This is a genomic window from Tellurirhabdus rosea (assembly GCF_026278345.1).
Classification (GTDB): domain Bacteria; phylum Bacteroidota; class Bacteroidia; order Cytophagales; family Spirosomataceae; genus Tellurirhabdus; species Tellurirhabdus rosea.
The window spans coordinates 1,862,166-1,881,360 of record NZ_CP111085.1 but is presented as its reverse complement, the minus strand read 5'-3'; the positions used below and the strand labels follow the sequence as shown (position 1 = coordinate 1,881,360).

General features: G+C 57.2%; 17 protein-coding genes. 9 read left to right on the top strand and 8 right to left on the bottom strand.

What is annotated here, in order from left to right; genetic code table 11:
- The first annotated feature begins 130 nt into the window (after positions 1-130).
- The 4 genes from ORG26_RS07875 to argH all read left to right on the top strand — a co-directional run bounded on the left by ORG26_RS07875 (position 131) and on the right by argH (position 5,166).
- Positions 131-1,735: a PAS domain-containing protein gene (locus ORG26_RS07875; RefSeq protein WP_266368244.1), complete on the top strand. Its 1,605-nt coding sequence runs from the start codon at positions 131-133 to the stop codon at positions 1,733-1,735.
- Positions 1,736-1,895: 160 nt separating this feature from the next.
- Complete coding sequence (locus ORG26_RS07870) at positions 1,896-3,134, top strand: MFS transporter (RefSeq protein WP_266368243.1); 1,239 nt, start codon at positions 1,896-1,898, stop codon at positions 3,132-3,134.
- 55 nt (positions 3,135-3,189) lie between these two features.
- Positions 3,190-3,705: a YdeI/OmpD-associated family protein gene (locus tag ORG26_RS07865; protein ID WP_266368241.1), complete on the top strand. Its 516-nt coding sequence runs from the start codon at positions 3,190-3,192 to the stop codon at positions 3,703-3,705.
- A gap of 126 nt (positions 3,706-3,831) precedes the next feature.
- A complete protein-coding gene (gene argH, locus ORG26_RS07860; protein WP_266368240.1) occupies positions 3,832-5,166 on the top strand; it encodes an argininosuccinate lyase in 1,335 nt (444 codons plus the stop codon).
- An 87-nt stretch (positions 5,167-5,253) separates the two neighbouring features.
- On the opposite strand, the gene ORG26_RS07855 is transcribed toward argH, so the two are convergent.
- Both ORG26_RS07855 and ORG26_RS07850 read right to left on the bottom strand, forming a co-directional pair.
- Positions 5,254-5,589: a hypothetical protein gene (locus ORG26_RS07855; protein ID WP_266368239.1), complete on the bottom strand. Its 336-nt coding sequence runs from the start codon at positions 5,587-5,589 to the stop codon at positions 5,254-5,256.
- Between the two features lie 76 nt (positions 5,590-5,665).
- Positions 5,666-6,727, bottom strand: a complete 1,062-nt coding sequence (locus ORG26_RS07850) for an App1 family protein (RefSeq protein ID WP_266368237.1) — start codon at positions 6,725-6,727, stop codon at positions 5,666-5,668.
- A gap of 20 nt (positions 6,728-6,747) precedes the next feature.
- On the opposite strand from ORG26_RS07850, the gene ORG26_RS07845 reads away from it, so the two are divergent.
- On the top strand, positions 6,748-7,677 hold the full coding sequence (locus tag ORG26_RS07845; RefSeq protein ID WP_266368235.1) for a diacylglycerol/lipid kinase family protein: 930 nt from the start codon (positions 6,748-6,750) through the stop codon (positions 7,675-7,677).
- A 61-nt stretch (positions 7,678-7,738) separates the two neighbouring features.
- On the opposite strand, the gene ORG26_RS07840 is transcribed toward ORG26_RS07845, so the two are convergent.
- The 4 genes from ORG26_RS07840 to ORG26_RS07825 form a co-directional block, all read right to left on the bottom strand.
- Complete coding sequence (locus ORG26_RS07840) at positions 7,739-10,081, bottom strand: TonB-dependent receptor (RefSeq protein ID WP_266368233.1); 2,343 nt, start codon at positions 10,079-10,081, stop codon at positions 7,739-7,741.
- A gap of 294 nt (positions 10,082-10,375) precedes the next feature.
- On the bottom strand, positions 10,376-11,227 hold the full coding sequence (locus ORG26_RS07835) for an SMP-30/gluconolactonase/LRE family protein (RefSeq protein ID WP_266368231.1): 852 nt from the start codon (positions 11,225-11,227) through the stop codon (positions 10,376-10,378).
- A 77-nt stretch (positions 11,228-11,304) separates the two neighbouring features.
- Positions 11,305-12,042, bottom strand: a complete 738-nt coding sequence (locus ORG26_RS07830; RefSeq protein ID WP_266368230.1) for a hypothetical protein — start codon at positions 12,040-12,042, stop codon at positions 11,305-11,307.
- A 104-nt stretch (positions 12,043-12,146) separates the two neighbouring features.
- Complete coding sequence (locus ORG26_RS07825) at positions 12,147-13,382, bottom strand: MFS transporter (protein ID WP_266368228.1); 1,236 nt, start codon at positions 13,380-13,382, stop codon at positions 12,147-12,149.
- A gap of 145 nt (positions 13,383-13,527) precedes the next feature.
- Between ORG26_RS07825 and ORG26_RS07820 the strand changes: the two genes are divergently transcribed.
- Complete coding sequence (locus tag ORG26_RS07820; protein ID WP_266368226.1) at positions 13,528-14,175, top strand: phosphoribosylanthranilate isomerase; 648 nt, start codon at positions 13,528-13,530, stop codon at positions 14,173-14,175.
- Positions 14,176-14,286: 111 nt separating this feature from the next.
- Here ORG26_RS07820 and ORG26_RS07815 read toward each other — a convergent pair whose 3' ends face one another.
- Positions 14,287-14,697 (bottom strand): Hsp20/alpha crystallin family protein, encoded by a 411-nt coding sequence (locus tag ORG26_RS07815; protein ID WP_266368224.1) that lies wholly within the window; start codon positions 14,695-14,697, stop codon positions 14,287-14,289.
- A gap of 255 nt (positions 14,698-14,952) precedes the next feature.
- Here ORG26_RS07815 and ORG26_RS07810 point away from each other — a divergent pair, with 255 nt between their 5' ends.
- Positions 14,953-16,293, top strand: coding sequence for a tetratricopeptide repeat protein (locus ORG26_RS07810; protein ID WP_266368223.1), 1,341 nt, complete (start codon positions 14,953-14,955; stop codon positions 16,291-16,293).
- Between the two features lie 68 nt (positions 16,294-16,361).
- Here ORG26_RS07810 and ORG26_RS07805 read toward each other — a convergent pair whose 3' ends face one another.
- A complete protein-coding gene (locus tag ORG26_RS07805) occupies positions 16,362-17,057 on the bottom strand; it encodes a M15 family metallopeptidase (protein WP_266368221.1) in 696 nt (231 codons plus the stop codon).
- A gap of 118 nt (positions 17,058-17,175) precedes the next feature.
- Here ORG26_RS07805 and ORG26_RS07800 point away from each other — a divergent pair, with 118 nt between their 5' ends.
- Both ORG26_RS07800 and ORG26_RS07795 read left to right on the top strand, forming a co-directional pair.
- Entirely contained in the window at positions 17,176-18,411 is a 1,236-nt protein-coding gene (locus ORG26_RS07800) for a nucleoside recognition domain-containing protein (RefSeq protein ID WP_266368219.1), read from the top strand.
- 62 nt (positions 18,412-18,473) lie between these two features.
- On the top strand, positions 18,474-18,644 hold the full coding sequence (locus ORG26_RS07795) for a hypothetical protein (RefSeq protein ID WP_266368218.1): 171 nt from the start codon (positions 18,474-18,476) through the stop codon (positions 18,642-18,644).
- Positions 18,645-19,195: the final 551 nt, after the last annotated feature.

Below are 19,195 nucleotides of genomic sequence, written 5' to 3'. Positions count from 1 at the left end.
TTAAACGAAAAAATAGAGGAACGTATAAACAGGAGACAACTGTTTAGGGTTCAATAAGTAATCAGGGTAAATTAGGCAATGGGCCGTCAACAAACGTACGGACGTACCGGACAGTACCAGCAACAAAATAATGTCAAGCAAGCATTTACAATCGAGTGAGAAACAGGCCGGTGAACGAGACATTCGACAGGGAATTGCGCTGGATGCTGCTTATGTCAAAACGTTTATCGATCACGCACCTGTTATTCTCTGGATCACAAATCCCGATGGGTATTGTGTGTATCTGAATGAGAAATGGTATGAATACACCGGCCAGTCGATAGAAGAAGCTGTCGGACGGGGCTGGCTTAATTCGGTGCATCCGGAAGATCTGAGCCGAACGGGCGACATCTTCCAGGAGGCCATTAGCGCGCAGAAGACGTTTCGCTCCGAATACCGCCTCCGGGACCGCTTCGGCAATTACCGCTGGATGCTGGATGCCGGTTCGCCCAAATTTGATTCCGAAGGCCAGTACGAAGGCTTTGCCGGAACCGTAATTGATATTCACGACCGCAAACTGGCCGAATCCCGTCAGCAGGAAAGCGAAGAACGCCTCCGGCTCGCCGTCGAATCGGCCGAACTGGGCACCTGGGATTTGAATCCGCTGACCGGAGAACTCACCTGGTCGGACCGCTGCCGGGAGCTTTTCGGCCTCCCGGCGGGCTCCCCGGTCGATTATAATCTTTTTCTGGCCGGACTTCATCCCGAAGACCGCCAGCGCACCGACGACATTGTGCAAACCGTGCTGCGCCCCGGTAGCGACGGCCTTTACGATATTGAATACCGGACGGTTGGTCTGGTGGACAACAAACTGCGCTGGGTGAAAGCCAAAGGCCGGGCCCTGCACGAAGACGGCGCGCCTATCGCCCACCGCTTTATCGGGACGGTACTCGACATCACCGAAGTGAAAGCCAAAGGCGAGGAACTGGAGCAGCACGTGGCCGAGCGGACGCGCGAACTTCAGGAGGCCAACACCAACCTCGAACGGTCCAATTATTCGCTTCAGCAGTTTGCCTACGTGGCCTCCCACGACCTGCAGGAGCCGCTGCGCAAGATTCAGGCGTTCAGCGACGTGCTGGAGCAGGAATACGCCGCCCATCTGCCGCCCGGCGCGTACGATATTCTGAACCGGATGCGCAAGTCGGCCCAGCGGATGAACAGCCTCGTCCGGGATCTGCTGTCCTTTTCCCGGCTCACCACGCGGCAGGAGCCGTCGCAGCAGGTGCCGTTGCAGGAACTGATCGGGGAAGTGCTCGGCGATCTGGAAACGACCCTTCAGCAGACCAGCGCCGAAGTGACCGTCTGTTCGCTGCCCGTCCTGACCGGCAACCGCACCCAGCTCCGGCAGCTTTTTCAGAACCTGCTGACCAACGCCATCAAATTCACGCAGCCCGGCCAAACGCCCCACGTCCGGGTTTCTTCCCGGAAAGTGGCCAGCGCGGAACTGCCCGAGCCGACCACCGAAAACCGGCAGTGGCACCTCATTGAAGTAAAAGACAACGGCATTGGCTTCGATGCGAAGTACATCGAGCGCATTTTCGAGCTTTTCCAGCGGCTGCACGGCAAAAGTCAGTACGAAGGAACCGGGATCGGACTGGCGATCTGCAAAAAAGTAGTCGAAAACCACGGCGGCCAGATCACCGCCCACAGCCAGCCCGGACAAGGCGCCACGTTCCAGATCTACCTGCCGGGGTGAAGGGGAAGAAGAGGGTTGAAGGTTGAAAGTTGAAGGTTTAGAGTTTATAGTGGCTCCGCCGGTCTACAGAATTTGCGAAGCAACTATAAACCCTAAACTATAAACTATAAACCTTCACCCTTTAACGTTAAACTTTCCGCCTTTTCCCTTCCTTTGCGGCATGATTGGCCCTTTTTTACGTACCTATCGCAATGCCTTCCGGGGACTGTCGCCTTCTGTCTGGCTGCTGGCGGGGGTGATGCTCATCAACCGCAGCGGCACGATGGTGCTGCCTTATCTGACGCTTTACCTCACCCAGCACCTGCATTTCAGCGTGACCGACGCGGGCATTGTTATGGCCGTTTACGGAGCCGGGGCTTTCTGCGGAACCTTCCTCGGCGGGCGGCTCACCGACCGGCTGGGCTTCTATCCGGTTCAGTTTCTGAGTCTGCTCACGGCCGGGTTCTTCCTCATCGGGCTTCAGTTTCTGCACGATTTCTACGTCATCTGCGCCACGGTTTTTGTCTACACGCTGGTCGGCGATGCCTTTCGGCCGGCCAACTCGGCGGCGGTGGCCCATTACAGCACGGCCGAAAACCGCACGCGGGCGTATTCGATGAACCGGCTGGCCATCAACCTAGGCTGGTCGGTGGGTGGCGGACTGGGCGGCTTACTGGCGGGCATCGATTACAGCCTGCTGTTCTGGGTCGATGGGCTGACCTGTGTGGCGGCGGCGGCCGTGCTGCGCCTGTATCTCCCCAAACCGGCGGCTCCGGTGCTTTCCCGGGACCCATTGGCGGAAGACGTGCCGCCCATTCGTTCGCCGTACCGCGACGGGCTGTACCTGGCTTTTGCCTTCTTTACCATGCTCAACGCGGTCGTGTTCATGCAGTTGTTCAGCCTGGTGCCGCTGTATTTCAAACAGGTGCTGCTGCTGAAGGAAACCCAGATCGGCCTCCTGATGACGATGAACGGGCTGCTGATCGTGGCCGTCGAAATGGCGTTTGTGTACGCCGTGGAGCGGCGGTATCCGGCCGGTAAGGTCCGGCTGATCAGCGGCGGCGTGGCGGCCATCGGCCTGTCGTACCTGCTGCTGCTGACGGGCAACTGGCCGGGAGTGGCCGTGGTGATGGTGCTGCTCAATACGTTCGGCGAAATGATGTCGATGCCTTTCATGCAGGCCTTCTCGGTGGAGCGCTCCGACGAGCGGAGCCGGGGGCAATACCTGGCGGTGTACTCGATGGCCTACGCCATCGCCCAGATCGCGGCCCCGGCCCTCGGTTCGCAGATTGTGGAGCGGGCGGGCTTCCTGACGCTCTGGGTGGCGGCGGCCGGGATATGTGCGTTGTCGGCGGCCGGATTCTGGTGGCTCAGTGGGCAGGTGCGGACGGGTGTGTCCAGGGAGGTTTCTGTGTCGTAAAACCAGTATATTGGCAGACTTTCTGCATTTCTACTCCCGAAATCTGCTACCAGACATGCAAACCCAGCCCGTCTTTTCCTCCCGAATCCAGAAATTCGACTCCCCGCTCTGGGGCTTTCATTTTGTCGTGCCGGCCGACGTCGCCGGGCCGTTCATCTCCGGCAACGACCGCCGCGTGGTCTGCACCCTCAACGGCCGGGCCGAATTTCAATGCGCCCTGATGCCGCTGAGCGGGGGTGGCTTTTTTATCAATGTCAACAAAAAGATTCGGGATTCGCTGGGCCTGGCTATTGGCAGTGAGGTGCAGTTTACCCTTAAAAAAGACGAGAGCGAGTACGGCCTGCCCATGCCCGAAGAAATGCACGAACTGCTGCAGATGGACGACGAAGGCCACCGCCTCTTTCACGCCCTGACGCCCGGCAAGCAGCGGACGCTCCTGTACTTCATCGGCAGCGTCAAAAGCATGGATCGCCGCATCAGCCGGGCCCTCGCCGTCGTGGACCACCTCAAAATCACCGGCGGCAAAGTGGACTTTCGCCTGCTGAACGAATCCGTCCGGGTGAAGGTGTAATCGGTAATTGTTCTACCTTTGCAGAAAGTGACTGAATGAGTGAATGACCGAATGACCGAATGAGCAAATCCGTTCAGTCATTCGGGCATTCAGTCATTCGGTCATTCAACATTCAATCATTCCATTTTGAAGCTCTGGCAAAAAGAAGGCACGGTTACGGCCGAAAATATTGAACGGTTTACGGTGGGGCGCGACCGTGAAATGGACCTGTATCTGGCGCCGTTTGATGTTCTGGGCAACCTGGCCCATGCTCGGATGCTGGAAACGATCGGCCTGCTCAGTAAAGCCGAACTGGACTTGCTCAATGCCGAACTGCGGGCCATTTATGCCCAGATTGGGGCGGGGCAGTTTGTGATCGAAGACGGGGTGGAGGACGTGCATTCGCAGGTTGAACTGCTGCTGACGCGCAAACTCGGGGATGTCGGGAAAAAGATTCACTCAGGCCGCTCCCGCAACGACCAGGTGCTGGTGGACCTGAAGCTTTTCACCCGCGACCGGCTCTGGGCGGTGGCCGAAGCAACCCGCCGCGTATTCGACCGGCTGGTGGAGCGTTCGGAGCAGCACAAAGACGATCTGCTGCCGGGCTACACGCATCTCCAGATTGCCATGCCCTCGTCGTTCGGGCTGTGGTTTGGGGCCTATGCCGAGGCGCTGGCCGACGACATGCTGACCCTGCAGACCGCCTACCGGCTGGCCAACCGCAATCCGCTTGGCTCCGGGGCGGGCTACGGCTCGTCGTTCCCGCTCAACCGCCGCCTTACTACCGAACTGCTGGGCTTCGAAGGCATGCACGTCAATGTCGTGTACGCGCAGATGAGCCGCGGCAAAACCGAACAAACCGCCCTTTCGGCCCTGGCAACCGTTGCCGCCACGCTCTCGCGGATGGCGATGGATATCTGCCTGTATAATTCGCAAAATTTCGGCTTCCTGACGCTTCCCGACGCTCTGACGACCGGCTCCAGCATCATGCCGCACAAGAAAAATCCGGACGTAGCCGAGCTGCTTCGGGCCAAAACCAATCGCCTCAAAGCCCTGCCGATGGAAGTGACGCTGGTGCTGAGCAACCTGCCGTCGGGCTACCACCGCGACATGCAGATTCTGAAAGAAGTGCTGATGCCCGCTTTCGACGAGCTGCTCGACTGCCTGAACATCTGCGCGTTTATGCTCGAACAGCTCCAGGTGAAACCCAATCTGCTGGACGACGACAGGTATGACCTGCTCTTTTCGGTCGAACGGGTGAACGAACTGGTCTTGCAGGGTGTCCCGTTCCGGGAGGCGTACCGGATCGTCGGCAAGGAAATCAACGAAGGCAGCTACCGGGCTCCGCGGCAGCTGAACCACACCCACGAGGGAAGCATCGGCAACCTGGGGACCGGGGAAATCATCGCCCAGATGGAGGCCGCGACTGCCGGATTCGGGCGGCAGCGGGTAGACGAGGCAGTGGCCAACTTGCTGGCCTGACCGGCGACCCTGTTTCGTTTGCCGAAAGCCGTAAAAAACAAAGCCCGGACCATCGCTGGCCGGGCTTTTATCGTTAGTTCTGGTTAATTATAACGTACTCAGCACGTTCAGGGCAATCATAGCCAGGTTGACAACCAGGCTGATGAGGAAGCCGCCGAAGACGTACTTCATTTTCTGGGCGCCCAGAATCGGCACGATCACCAGCAGGAAGGTGAGCATCCCGGTCAGAAACTGCCAGTCGCCACCGCCAAAATACATCATGGTCAGCAGCAGGACGGGTGACAGCAGACAGCCCTGAATCATCATGGCCGTTGCGGTCCAGCCTACGCGGTTAAATTCGGCCGCTTCGGCAAACTGGTTGTATTTTTCAGTTAAGGTAGCAGATTCGTTATACGATGTCGTTGACGGCGAGAGGGTTGCCATAACTTTAGAGTGTTTGGTGATTTGTTTTGAACAGAACAAAATTACCGCCCCGGCCCTCCGCGCTGTATGATGACTGTCAGGTTGCTGGCTGATTATGAACAGAGTCGGCCCCCGGTAGCCGCAGCGTTTGGGAGTGCGCCCGGGCCTCGCCGCTGTTTTTGAAATAACAACAGTCAACCCCCGCCGCCCTGATCTGTTCGACCTGTTGCCAGGTCTGCTCCCGGTTTTTCTCCTCCACCTGCCGAAGGTAGACGCAGATGATCTGCCCGGGAAAATGCTCCGCCAGGGAGGCATAAATCGCGGGGTCCTCCTGCGTATCGTCGCCCAGCAGAATAAACTTCAGCAAAGGATAAGCCTCCAGAATCCGCACAATCCGGGAAAACTTGGTCATGTGTTTGCCCTGCCCGGTCCGGGCGACCTGCCGCAGCCGCTTGAGTTCGCTCAGCAGATACACCCCTTTCGGCATTTTGTTTTTCTGCGAAAAGTCGCAGATGTAATCGTAGAGGTTCCATTCGCTGCTGGAAACGTAGAAAAACGGGTTTGGATGCTCGGCGTCCGTGCCCAGTTGCGCCAGCAGCTGGTAATGTTCCACCACGCCTTCGAACGGATCGCGGCTCAGCGCGTTTTCGGTCAGCAGAACGTGCAGCCGCTTGCGGAGGTTGGACGAGTGGGAGACCAGAAACGTGTCGTCGATATCCGAAATGCAGCCCAGATGGGTCCGGTGAGGGATAAAGACTTCGCCCTCTCCCGTCGCGAAGGTTTCCTTCCGGCTGGTGTAGGTGGTGATGAGGCTTACCCGGACGGGATGCCAGCCCGGCGGCAGCGGCTGTTCGGGCACCCATTCCAGCCGGAAAAAACCGTTGCGGTCGGTAATGGTCTGAGGCGACGCCGCATCCCCCTCCAGCCGGACGGTGACATTGCCCACCGGCCGTACCATAAATAAACGGAGCAGCGCCAGGGTGTTGGAAAGCACCGTCTGGCGGTACTTGCGCCGCGGCAGCGGGCTCAGTCTAAACACGTGCCCGTAAATCAGGACCTGATTTTCGCTGCCGTACCCCCGGTAAACTTTGACAACGGGCCGGTCTGCGATACCGAGCCTTTTCCAGATTTTTCGTCTTAAGGATGTTTTTCGACCCATACATTCACTAGATTGCACCAATGCACTCCCAACGTTCGATACCCCATAACCAATCGGTGCCCCCCGAAGGGATGCTCAAACTCCTGTTTGTCATCAATCCGGTATCGGGTGGCCGGGCCAAGGACGACTGGGAAGAACAAATCAGGGATTTTTTTCGGAATAAACCATTTTCACCTGATTTCCTGGTCCTGAATGGTCAAAATGACGAGGAATCGGTACGAAAAGCGGTGGAATCGCTCAAGCCCGACCGCGTCGTGGCCGTTGGCGGAGACGGAACCATCAAGCTTGTGGCCGAGCAGCTGCTCGAACCGGAGATTCCGCTCGGAATCCTGCCCGCCGGCTCGGCCAACGGAATGGCCCGGGAACTGGGTCTGCCCTCCGCACTGGAAGAGGCCCTGGAGGTCATCGCCAGCGGACATATACAGCCCCTGGACGTCATTCTGATCAACAAAAAAGACATTTGCCTGCACCTGAGCGACATTGGCCTCAATGCGCAGCTCGTAAAGTACTACAAAGACAACAACTGGCGCGGCAAGCTGGGCTACGCCCGGGGTATCCTGCGGGTGCTGCTGAACCGCCGGTCGCTGCACGTCCGGCTCATTACCGACGAACGGGTGCTGCACCGTGAAGCCGTCATGGTGGTGCTGGCCAACGCGCGCATGTACGGCACGGGCGCCATCATCAACCCCGAAGGAGAACTCACCGACGGTCAGTTTGAAGTGGTCGTCATGCGCGAAGTCTCCTATTTCGAATTCCTGAAAATGTTCTGGCGCTTCCGGCCGTTCGACCCGACCAAGATCGAAATTCTGAAAGCCAGCTCCCTCGACATCACCACCCGCAAACGGGCCTATTTCCAGATCGACGGCGAATACCGCGGCCGCATCCGCCAGGTCACCGCCGAAATGCTGCCGGGAAAACTGAAAGTGATAACCAGAGAAGAGGAGGCGTGAGATGATAGGTATGAGGTATGAGGTGGCTTCGCCCAAAAGTCAGCTGCCCGGCGGAGCCACCTCATACCTGTTTCCCTCGTTTTCCCCAGGTGATGCGGTAGCCGGCGATGGGGAGCAGGCGGAATCCGTAATAGTCGTTTGTCAGCAGACGGGTGGAGGCTTCGTAACGCTCGTTGAGGGCGACCTGCTTGCTGAACAGGTTGGTTATATCCGCAAAAACATAGTGCGTAACGGCCGGGCGATTTACCCGGAACGAAATCTTGACATCCGTCCGGTCGAACGGGGCAAGGCGGGACAGGTAAGCCCGCTCCGAATCGCGCACCTCGCGACCCGCCCGGACCGAAGCGGCAAAATGAACCGGAATAAACGGCTTGCCGCCCGTGGCTGAGTAGCGCAGATCAAACAGGAAAGCGCTGTTCTTCTGGCGGCCAATGCGCCATTCACAGCCCCCCAGCACGTTGAAGACATACTGGTTGCCAAACGCGGTATGACGCCGCACCCCGTCGGCACCCCGGTAGGTGGACTCAAACAGCGACAGCGTCGTCAGCAGGTACGAATTCCCCGAAAAAAACTTTTCGAGCGTCAGCTCTACTCCCCGGTTCCGGCCGGTTCCGGCATTGACAAGGCTATCCGGAACGGCCAGAATGCCCTGCTCCACCGAGCCGGTATTGAGAGACGAAAACGTGGATCGAGACTGGCGCGACACCGGAACGGCTGAAAGCGCCTGGTCGTAAAGCTCGGTCTTCAGCCGCCAGTTGGGCAGAAACGCCCAGTCGTGGGCCAGAACGAAATGGCGGCTGCGGGTAGGCCCGAGGTGGCGGTTGTTCTGTCGGGGCGGCTGGCTGGCGTACGTGTACTGGCGGGTGTAGTGCGCCAGCGGCTGCGTCTGGCTGTGCAGGCCGAAGCCCGCCGAGAGCCGGTGGCTGGCGGACACCTGCCATTGCAGGGAGCTTCTCGGCTCCAGCCGCTGGGTCCTGTTCAGCCCGAAAAACTGATAGTAAAGGCCGTTGTTGATCGAAAAACGGTCGCTGAACCGGTGCTGCCAGTGCCCGAACGCCTGCCAGAGGTCCGTCCGGCTGTCGTCCTGCGACCGGGTCTGGAGCGCGTTGTTCTGCCGGTTCTGCTCCAGAAAGCGGAAGCCGATGCCGTTCCAGACCAAACCCGTTTTCAGCAGGTTGCGGCTGCCGGGCCGGTGAACAGCTTCATAACGCAACTGCCATTGCCCGTTGGTCGTTTCGAGCACCCGCCGGAGCTGGCCCATGCGGTTGAAGTCATTCTCGTCGCTGAACGCCCCGGAAACCGAAAGCGCCAGCTTGCCATACGTCTTGTTTGAAAAATGATGCGTGTGGACCAGCCCGCCGACGCCCATGCCCGAGCGCAGGTGCGAGCTGTTTCCGGAGGCACTTTCGTCCCGGTAGCGTCCCCGGCCGCCGAGTCCGAAAAGGACCAGCGTACCCCATTTTTCGGAGGGCAGATGAATCTTGAACGTAGCGTCCTGAAAGGTCGGCAGCCCGCTGTCTACGGCCAAATCAATGCCGACGCCCTGCAAGGCTTTCAGCGAGAAACTGCGCGCGTTGAGGAGAAACGAACTGTGTTTTCCGGCCTGTATGGGGCCTTCAAGGCCAAGTTCGAGCCCGCTGATGCCAAGCTGCCCGGTGTATTCGGTTCGGGCGCTGTTGCCGTTGCGGAGGTTGAGGTCAAAGACGGCGGCCGTGCGGTTGCCGTATTCGGCCGGAAAAGCGCCCGTCAGAAAGTCGGAGTTGGCGAGGGTATTGGTGTTGAGCATGCTGATGCCGCCCGAAGCTCCCAGAAAAGCGAAATGGGTAGGATTGGGAATATCGACGCCTTCGAGCCGCCACAACACCCCAAGGGGCGAGTTGCCGCGGACAACGACATCGTTGCGGTCGTTGCGCGGGCTGAGTACGCCCGCAAAATTGGTCGCCAGCCGGGCGGGGTCCATAAACGCCCCGGCGTACCGGCTCGTTTCCTCCACCGTAAACATCCGGGCGCTGACGCCCGCCAGCTCGTTCAGCGGCCTGTCCTTGCCGGCATGGGCTTTGACGACCACTTCGGCGGCCTGCACCACACTTTCCTCCAGTTCGGCCTGCACGACCAGTTCCTTGGCCGAATCGAGGATGAGGTTGTTGAGCACCACCGGGCGGTAGCCGACAAACGTGATGCGGAGGGAATGACGGCCTACGGGAATGTCGGGCAGGCGGAAATAGCCCTGGGCGTTGGCGGTCGTTCCGCCCGGCAGCCCAGCAACCTGCACGGTAGCCCCCGGCAGCCCGAGCCGGGTCGCTTTGTCGGTGACCCGGCCGCGCACCGTCTGGGACAGGGATTGACTCAATGCCGGTAACGCGGCCAGCAGCAGCAGTCCGGCAATACAGCGAATAAGGCGCATTCGGTGTACTCAGTTAAGGCTGCGAAATGACTTCAAGAAAGTAAAAAAGGGTAAATTTTTTCTGCATACAGTTCTGCGGGCGAATGTTCCGAAATTACTGCTTCTGCGCCAGAAAGGCACAAAAAAAGCTCCGCCTCATGGAGTCGGAGCTTTCAGTACCCACCGTAACTTGTACTTAACTCTTTCCCAAAGCTACTGAGTAACAGCAGACTTAGGGTGTTATGTTTACAATACGAATCTAGTGATTAAAAAGTTCTTAAATGAAGTTTTTTTGTAACATATTTTTGCTGAACCTCAATCGACCCGGTACGCCGTCAGCGTATTTTTGTAAAAAGTAGGAACGAGGACCAGCTTTTTGCCGGGAATATAATCGATGTCAGCCGCGTGGATTTTGTCCGGCCGGGTGTCGAGTAATTGCTGTTTCTGACCATCCTGTCCGACGAAGAAAACCTGCCCGTTCCAGTCGGAAACGAAGAAATTCTTCTTGCCGTCGGGCACAATGCCGTCCGTTGCGGCCATGCCGTCGGCGATGGTCTGCATCGTTTTGGTTTCGGTGTTCAGCGCCCGCAGCGCCCCGATTTTGGTGCTGCCGACCATCAGCGTTTTGCCCATCGACAGCAGGCCGTTCGGGTTGTTGAGCGCGTCGCCTTCCATCCAGACTTCCCATTTATCGTCCTGAAGGCGATAAATCTTGTTGTTGCGGTTGTCGGAAACATAGACAACCCCGTCCTTGTCCACCGTCACGTCGTTCAGAAAAGGCTTTTCTCCCACGCCGTCCCAGTGTTTGATGGCCTGCCCGGTGGCCAGGTCGATGGCTACCAGCCGGAATACGTCCGTGACAAACAGGCGGTTTTTGTGGATGCCCATGCCTTTCGGCGCATTCAGCCCGACCACCCATTTCAGGTTCTCAATTTTACCTTCGGTCGTCACGCGGGAAATAAACCCGGACCCGTCGAGTCCGTCCGGTTTGCCGTCGATGTTGGCTACGTAAATAAAGCCGTCCTTCGGGTTATACAGCGCCGACTCCGGGACACGCAGGGTGGTATCGGTTTCCCAGACTTTAACCAGCTTCTTTTCTTTTTTCGGGGGCGTCATTGCCAGCGCACCGGCAAGGAGGGCAATCAGCAGCAGGGGTAAACGATTCATGCAGGTATGTGATGGATTTTCGGCCAAAGTAAGGAATAATTCAAAAAGTTCCGCCGTCGGCCTTTATACCGCTCCCCTCAGCGGACCCGCCGGATGGTGACAGGCACGCAGACGGTGGCGGGGCAGCAGTCGTTGGTCGGGTCACAGGCGTCGGGCGTTCCGTCGCCGTCGGCATCCTGGGCGTCGCTGCCGGTCGGGCATTTGTCATAACAGTCGGCATAACCGTCGCGGTCGGTGTCCAGCGCCGGGTTTTCGCAGGTTTCCAGGCAGGCTGGCGGGCATTCGAAGGCGTAGTAGACCTTCAGTTTGACCAGCCCTTCGATGACCCCGCCGCCGTAGTAAATCTTGACGAGGTCGAAGTCCCGGGTCGTTTTGAAGCTAAGAATGTATTTGTCGGAACCCAGCGCCAGCGGTCGCACGGTCACCGGGGAGCCGGCTTCCAGAATTTCGCCGTTGCGGTACGTTTTTACTTCGAAAGACCAGCGGACGTCCCACGAAATCGGTCCGCCGATGGGACTGACCACAAAACCGGCCTCGCTGCCCGCCGGGTAATAATGAAGCGAATCTTCAATGGACAGGGCCGCTCCATCCTCCAGGGTCAGAATGCCGTAATCGGTCAGGTCCCCGTCGGTCAGGTCGGCTCCGTTCAGGTCGAATTTGAAGGTATGTTCGTGATCAATCACAACGCCCCGGCCGACGATCGGATCGAGGCAGACTTTATTGTCTTCCAGCGTTTCCTGCCCAAAGGATAACGTAGTCGTGACGGCCAGCAAAAAGGCCGTCCGGAAAAATAAGCGTAAAATGGTCCGGTACATAGATTTCAATAGAACAGGGTCCCGGGTAGGACAGATGTGCTCCTTGAGACCCGGTTCCCCGTTTTTAGTCACAAACCCAGCGGCCTTTACCAGACTTTTCAGGCTCAGGTGAGTTTGACAGACATCAGGTCTTTCGTCCGGACGTAGACAAAAGCGGCCACCAGCAGGGTCAGAACCCCGCCCATCACGACGGACGGCACCGTTCCCAGCAGCCGAGCCGCTACGCCGGATTCAAAGCCGCCGATTTCGTTGGAAGAACTGACAAAAATGCCGTTGACGGCCGCTACGCGCCCCCGCATGTGGTCGGGCGGGAAAAGCTGAAGGATCGTCTGCCGGATCACCACGCTGACGCTGTCGAAAACGCCGGTCATAAACAGGGCAAGCAGCGACAGCGCGAAGTTGGTCGAAAGGGCGAAGATCAGCGTGAAAACGCCGAAGCCGGCAATGGCAATAATCAGATTTCGCCAGGCATGGTAGGTGGGCGGGTAACGGGCCATGACGAGCATCGTCAGGATGGCCCCGACGGATGGCGAAGCCCTGAGCAGACCCAGTCCGTCGGCACCTACTTTCAGAATGTCTTCGGCAAAAACGGGCAGGATGGTAATGACGCCGCCGAACAGCACCGCAACCAGATCCACCGAAATGGAGTACAGCAGTATTTTGGTTTTGAAGACAAAGCGGAAGCCTTCGCGCAGACTTTCCCAGATGCCGGCCTGCGGGCCGGTGGTCGGCGGAGCGGGCTTGCGCTTGATCATCGAAAGCAGGAAAAAGCAGATCAGAAACAGCCCGATGACGATCAGCAGCGTATTGTCGAAGCCGAACCACTGGTAGAAAAAACCCGCAATGCCCGGCCCGACAATGGCCCCGGCCTGCCAGAACGAACTGCTCCAGGTCGACGAATTGCCGTACAGTTCGCGCGGAACCAGAAACGGCTTCAGCGACGAACTGGCCGGAGAATAGAACCCTTTGGCCGTCCCGATGAGCATCAGCACGCCGTAGATGGTCGCCAGCTGCACCGTTCGGGAAAGGTGAACGACCACCGAAGGCTGAAAAACAAGGTACAGAATGACCGAACCGGCCAGAATGACCAGCAGACTGACCTGGAGAATGGTCCGTTTGTCGCGGCGGTCGGCGAGGTGGCCGCCGTAGAGCGAAAGCAGGATGAACGGCAGCGCTTCGGCCAGCCCGACAAAGCCCAGCGCCAGCGGGTCGTTGGTCATCAGGTAAAGCTGATAGCCGACAATCACTTCCTGAATCAGCAGGGTAGCCGTAAGTAAAAAGCTGTTGGAGACAAAATATCGAAATTCGGGATAACGAAGCGCCGCGTACGTGTCACTCATCTTAAACCGGGATTACACTGATTATTGGATTAACTCGGATATTTTAGCGTTCGGTTCGCAGCAAAAGAATTTTATTTGCAAATGGACTCCCGGAAAGCGGGACAAAAGGCGGGGGAGACTGACTTTAGTACGTAAAAATAATCCAATGATACGCGTTAAAATCTGCTGCATCAGCAGCGTGGAAGAAGCCCGGATGGCGGTGTCTGCGGGCGCATCGGCGCTGGGGCTGGTCGGAAGGATGCCGAGCGGGCCCGGCGTGATCGGTGATGAACTGATCCGGACCATTGCCCGGACGGTGCCGCCGCCGGTGGCGACGTTTCTGCTGACCAGCGAGCCAACGGTCGAGGCGACCATCGAGCACCAGCGGCGGGTCCATACCAACACCATTCAACTGGTGGATGCCCTGCCCAAAGGAAGTTACCGGACCTTGCGGGCGGCATTGCCGGACATTAAACTGGTGCAGGTGATCCATGTGCTCGATGACGTGAGCGTGGATGAGGCTCTGGAAGCCGCCGAAGAAGTGGATGCGCTGCTGCTGGACTCCGGCAACCCGAAGCTGGCCGTGAAGGAACTGGGCGGAACGGGCCGCGTGCACGACTGGAAATTGAGCCGACGGATTGTGGAGCAGGCGAAGGTCCCGGTTTTTCTGGCGGGCGGCCTGAACGCCGGTAATGTCAGACAGGCGCTGGACCACGTGCAGCCCTACGGCCTCGACATCTGTAGCGGCGTCCGGTCGGAAGGAAAACTGGATGAGCGCAAGCTCGGGGAGTTTTTTGAAAAAATAAATGATTGAATGAGCGGTCCGCCGCCGCGGTGATTGACTAAATAGCTTCGCAAATTTTAACTCTGCAAAGCCAATCAGCCAATCACCGCGGCGGCGGACCGCTCATTCAATCATTAGATATTACGCAATCGCGATTTGCTTCGCTTCGGGCTGCTTCACTTCCACTTTGGGAACCGTAACGGTCAGGATGCCGTCGGTGTAAGTGGCCTGAATTTCGTCGCTGTTGACGTGCTTCGGCAGCTGGAAGCTCCTTTCGAAGGAACTGAAGCCGAACTCGCGCCGGGTGAACGTCCCGCTGGCCTCTTCTTTTTTCTCTTCCTGACGGGCGCTGATGGTCAGACGGTTCAGCAGCACGTTGATGGAGAATTCTTCTTTTTTATAACCCGGAGCCGCTACTTCCAGGTGGTACGCCTTTTCGTCCTCGCGGATGTTGACGGCCGGGGCCGTGGTACGGGTCTGCGGCACTGTCGGCATGGTGTACAGACGATCAAACAGAGAGGGAAGGCGGTTGTATTTTACAAGCGTTGCCATGGTATGTTACTTTGTTAAGTTTCAGAATTAAATTCGGATACCCTTTATTCAATTTGTGTACCAGGCCGTTTTTGCGGACATTTTGTCTGTTTATTCTTCTTTTGGTAAAATTAGCTGTCAAATTGTCCTGTCTGGAGTGTGTTATTCTGCCATAAGGTTTGCATGAATAAATTAATATAGGCAACTTGTTGCCCTGCCTGAGCGGAACGGTTAACTTTAGCCGCCTAAAGTGATTCTGTCTACCTACCGTCTCGTATGAGAAACCATATTCTATCCTCAGCACTGATACTCAGTCTGCTGGCGGGAGGCTCCGCCGCTTTTGCCCAGCAGAACGCCGCCGAATTCTTCGAGTCGGGCCTTACCAAAAGCAAGGCGGGCGATTTTGCCGGAGCCCTGCAATCCTTCAGCATGGCCATCAACCTGAATCCGGAAAACGCCGTCAGCTATTACAACCGGGGGCTGGCCAAAGCGAACCTCAAAGACCACCGGGGCGCCATTCTAGACTATGACCGGGCCATCGAACTGAATCCGCAGGATGCCCTGGCCTATCTGAGCCGCGGCATGAGCAAAAGCAAGCAGGACGATTACCGCGCGGCGCTGCTGGATTTCAGCCGGGCCATCGAACTGGCCCCCAACGACGCGCAGGCGTTCTACAACCGGGGGATCAGCCGTGCCAAGATCGATCAGAACCGGGGCGCCCTTCAGGATTTCAGCAAAACCATCGAACTGGACCCGTCCAACGTGGCCGCCCTGTACGCCCGGGGAATTACGAAGCAGAAACTGGCCGATTACACCGGTAGTCTGGCCGATTTCGGGAAAGTGATCGAACTGAATCCGAAGCGGGCGCAGGCCTTCGCCGGTCGCGGCGTGTCGCTGGTGCAGCTTGGCGATTACCGGAAGGCCATCGACGATCTGACCAAAGCCATTGAACTGAACGCCGAAGATGCCGAATCGCACTTCAACCGGGCCTTTGCCAAAAGCAAACTGGAAGATTATAAAAGCGCCCTGGCCGACTACGACCGGGCCATTGCGCTCGACGGCAGCAACTACCGGGCTTATTACGGCCGGGGTTTCTGCAAAGGCAAACTCGGCGACCAGCGGGGCGCTATTCAGGACCTGAATCTGGCGATTGAAACCAACAACACCAACGCGGAAGCCAAGGTCGTCTACGCCGGGAAAATGACCCGGGCAACGCTGGACCAGCTGCGGGAAGTGGTGCAGGAGCGGAACAAGATCAATGCCTTATCGACCGACCGCGCCGAGGCGTACTTCAGCCGGGCGGTGAGCCGCACCAAAGTGAACGAAGTGAAAGGGGCCCTGGTGGACCTGAACCGGGCCATCGAACTGAACCCGTCCTACGCGGAAGCTTATTTTACCCGGAGCCTCATCAAGTCCCAGCAGGGCGACCAGAAAGGAGCGATTCTCGACTGCAACAGCGCCATTCAGATCAACCCGCGCTATGCCGAAGCTTACTACGTCCGCGGCCTGATCAAACACAGCCTCGGCGACGAAAACAACGGCTGCCTCGACCTCAGCAAAGCCGGCGAACTGGGCTACACCCCGGCGTATAAGGTAATCAGTGAGTATTGCAATTAATGAAGTCTTTCGGTCGTCAGTCGCTTCGCCTTAATTTAAATCCGGCGGAGCGACTGACGACCAAAAGGCTATTCTACAATTTTATACGTCTGTTTGGCTTTGGCCCTTGAAATGGCGTTGAAATGCCACCATTCGGTTTCGATGGGCGAAAAACCCGCCCGGCGCATGACCGACCGGAGCAGCCGGCGGTTTTCGACCTGCTGCCGGGTCAGTTTCCCCGCTTTTAGAAGCTGTTCTTCCTTCTCGGGATAGGCCAGATGGCCGAAATAATCGAACGGAGTGCCCATGTCCAGCGCCATCGGTTTTCCGTCGCGGCCGTTGACCAGCGCCAGGGTTAAATCGACGGCGCATCCGTAGTTGTGAATCGAGCCGATGCGCGGGTCGGCCACGTACTTCTGCCGTTCCTTCTCCGAATAGTTGGGCAGCGCCTTCCAGAGATTCCACTGGGCCGTACGCGGGCGGGCGGCGTCGTACACCAGCAGCCGGTAGTTCGGCTTCGCCTGTTGCAGAAACCGGCTGGCCTGCGCCAGCTTCCGGGCGGCCATCGGCTGGAGATAAGCGCGGGTCAGGTCGCCGTACACGTCTTTCCCGACAAAATTATCCCGCGTGGAATACTTCAGATCGACCAGAATGGACGGGTCCAGTTTCTGGATGTCCACCAGACCCTGACGAAGCATCGCCTGTTCCAGAACGTCCTGACTGCGGGCCGGAAAGGCGAGGGCGTGGAGGGCGAAAATTAAACTCAGAAAGCGGCTGAAACGCATGAATTTTGGTTCGCAAAAGGTGAAACGTGCGGATTGAACGGCGAAACTACTATTTTTAGCCTTGACAATCGACTCCTGAGAGACGACTTGCCGACGTACCGCCTTACCGACTTGCTTTATGGCCCTCAATTACATCTGGGTAGCATTTTTTCTGATTGCCTTTCTGATTGCGCTCTTCAAGCTGATTTTTCTGGGGGATACCGAAATTTTTAAAACCATCGTGGAGGGCCTGTTCGATTCGTCGAAGGTCGCGGTGATGGACATTGCCCTGCCGCTGGCGGGCGTCATGACGTTCTTTCTGGGTCTGCTCAACATCGCGGAGAAAATCGGGGCTATCAACGTCATTGCCCGGGTAATCGGCCCTTTCTTCAACAAGCTGTTTCCGGAAGTGCCGAAAGACCACGCCGCCAACGGGCAGATGATCATGAACTTTTCGGCCAACATGCTCGGTCTGGACAATGCCGCCACTCCCTTCGGGCTGAAGGCGATGCAGAGCCTGCAGGAACTCAATCCCCAGAAAGACACCGCTTCCAACGCCCAGATCATGTTTCTGGTGCTGCACACGTCGGGGCTTCAGATCATTCCGTTAAGCATTATGGCGCAGCGGGCCATCGTCGGGGCGCAGAACCCGGCCGACGTTTTCATTCCCTGCGTCATCGGCACCTACGTTACCACGGTAGCCAGCGTCCTGATTGTGGCCCTCAAACAGCGGCTGAATCTGTTCAACGGCGTCGTGATGGGCTGGCTCGGCGGCGTGACGGCCTTCCTCGGACTGGCGCTCTGGTATCTTTCGGGCCTGCCCAAAGAACAGGTCGAACAGGTGTCGAAGGTGGTCGGCAACGTGCTGTTGCTGGGCATCATTACCACGTTTCTGGTCGGGGCCATCCGCAAAAAGATCGACATCTTCGACACCTTTATCGAAGGAGCCAAAAGCGGGTTTGAGACCTCCGTGCGCATCATTCCGTATCTGGTCGGGATGCTGGTCGCCATCAGCGCCTTCCGCAACTCCGGGGCGATGGAGTTTCTGGTGGGCGGATTAAAATACCTCTTCAGCCTGACCGGACTGAACACCGATTTCACGGATGCCCTGCCGGTAGCCCTGATGAAGCCGCTGAGCGGCAGCGGTGCCCGGGCGCTGATGATCGACGCCATGAAACAGTTTGGTCCCGATTCGTTTGTGGGCCGCCTCGTTTGTATTTTTCAGGGTTCTGCCGACACCACCTTTTACATTGTTGCCCTGTATTTTGGCTCGGTAGGCATCAAGAAAACGCGTTATGCGATTGTGGCGGGCCTGATCGCCGACCTGATCGGGGTATTGGCGGGCATTGCGCTGGGCTATCTGTTCTTTCATTAACAAACGTTTCCAAACGTTCTGCCGAACACCGGGTTTTTGGCATAAAACAACAGAAATTACTTATGAATATCACCGAAGTTCGCGAGCAACTGCACCAGTTGATTGATGAAATTGAGGATATCTACGTCCTTAACGGTCTGTACCGGAACCTGGTAGCGGAGAAACGCCACCGGGACGAATACGAAAAAGAGCAATCCGAGCGGAAGCAGAAAACGGCGGGCCGGAAGCGGTAACCGCCGGGGTATAGTCCTGACAGTCGGGAGGTAGCCACATTTTTTTGGCGGCCTCCCGACTTTTTTTTCGGCCGGTCGGCGCAGAAGGTTGGTTCTTTGCCATACAAAAAAAAGAGGGTCGCCAGAAACGCTTAATTAGAGCGAATCGGCAAAAAACGCTTCTTGTCTGATAATTACCGATCAATAAAAAGGGCTTTGATAATTAGAAAATTACCCGATTAGCACTAAATCAATATATGTCTATTGAAACGACAGGGTTTGTCTGGTAAAAACCGATTAAATTAAAGTTTAAAGCGAGCAAATGGACCTAAATGGCTATACATGAAGGATTTGTAATATATTTTTTATAGTGATTTTAATGCTGGGGCTGATTTGATTGTGAGATTTCGTCTTTAGTTTTGTGTCCGATAAACGACCGGCGAAACAAAGCCGCCGCATCAGTTTAACGTACTTAACTCATATTAAAAACAGCGTAACTTACTTAACACCGTAACGTGATGAAGAACGCAATGAGACCGGCGTCAAAGACCGGGGGAGGCTTTTTTGCCTTT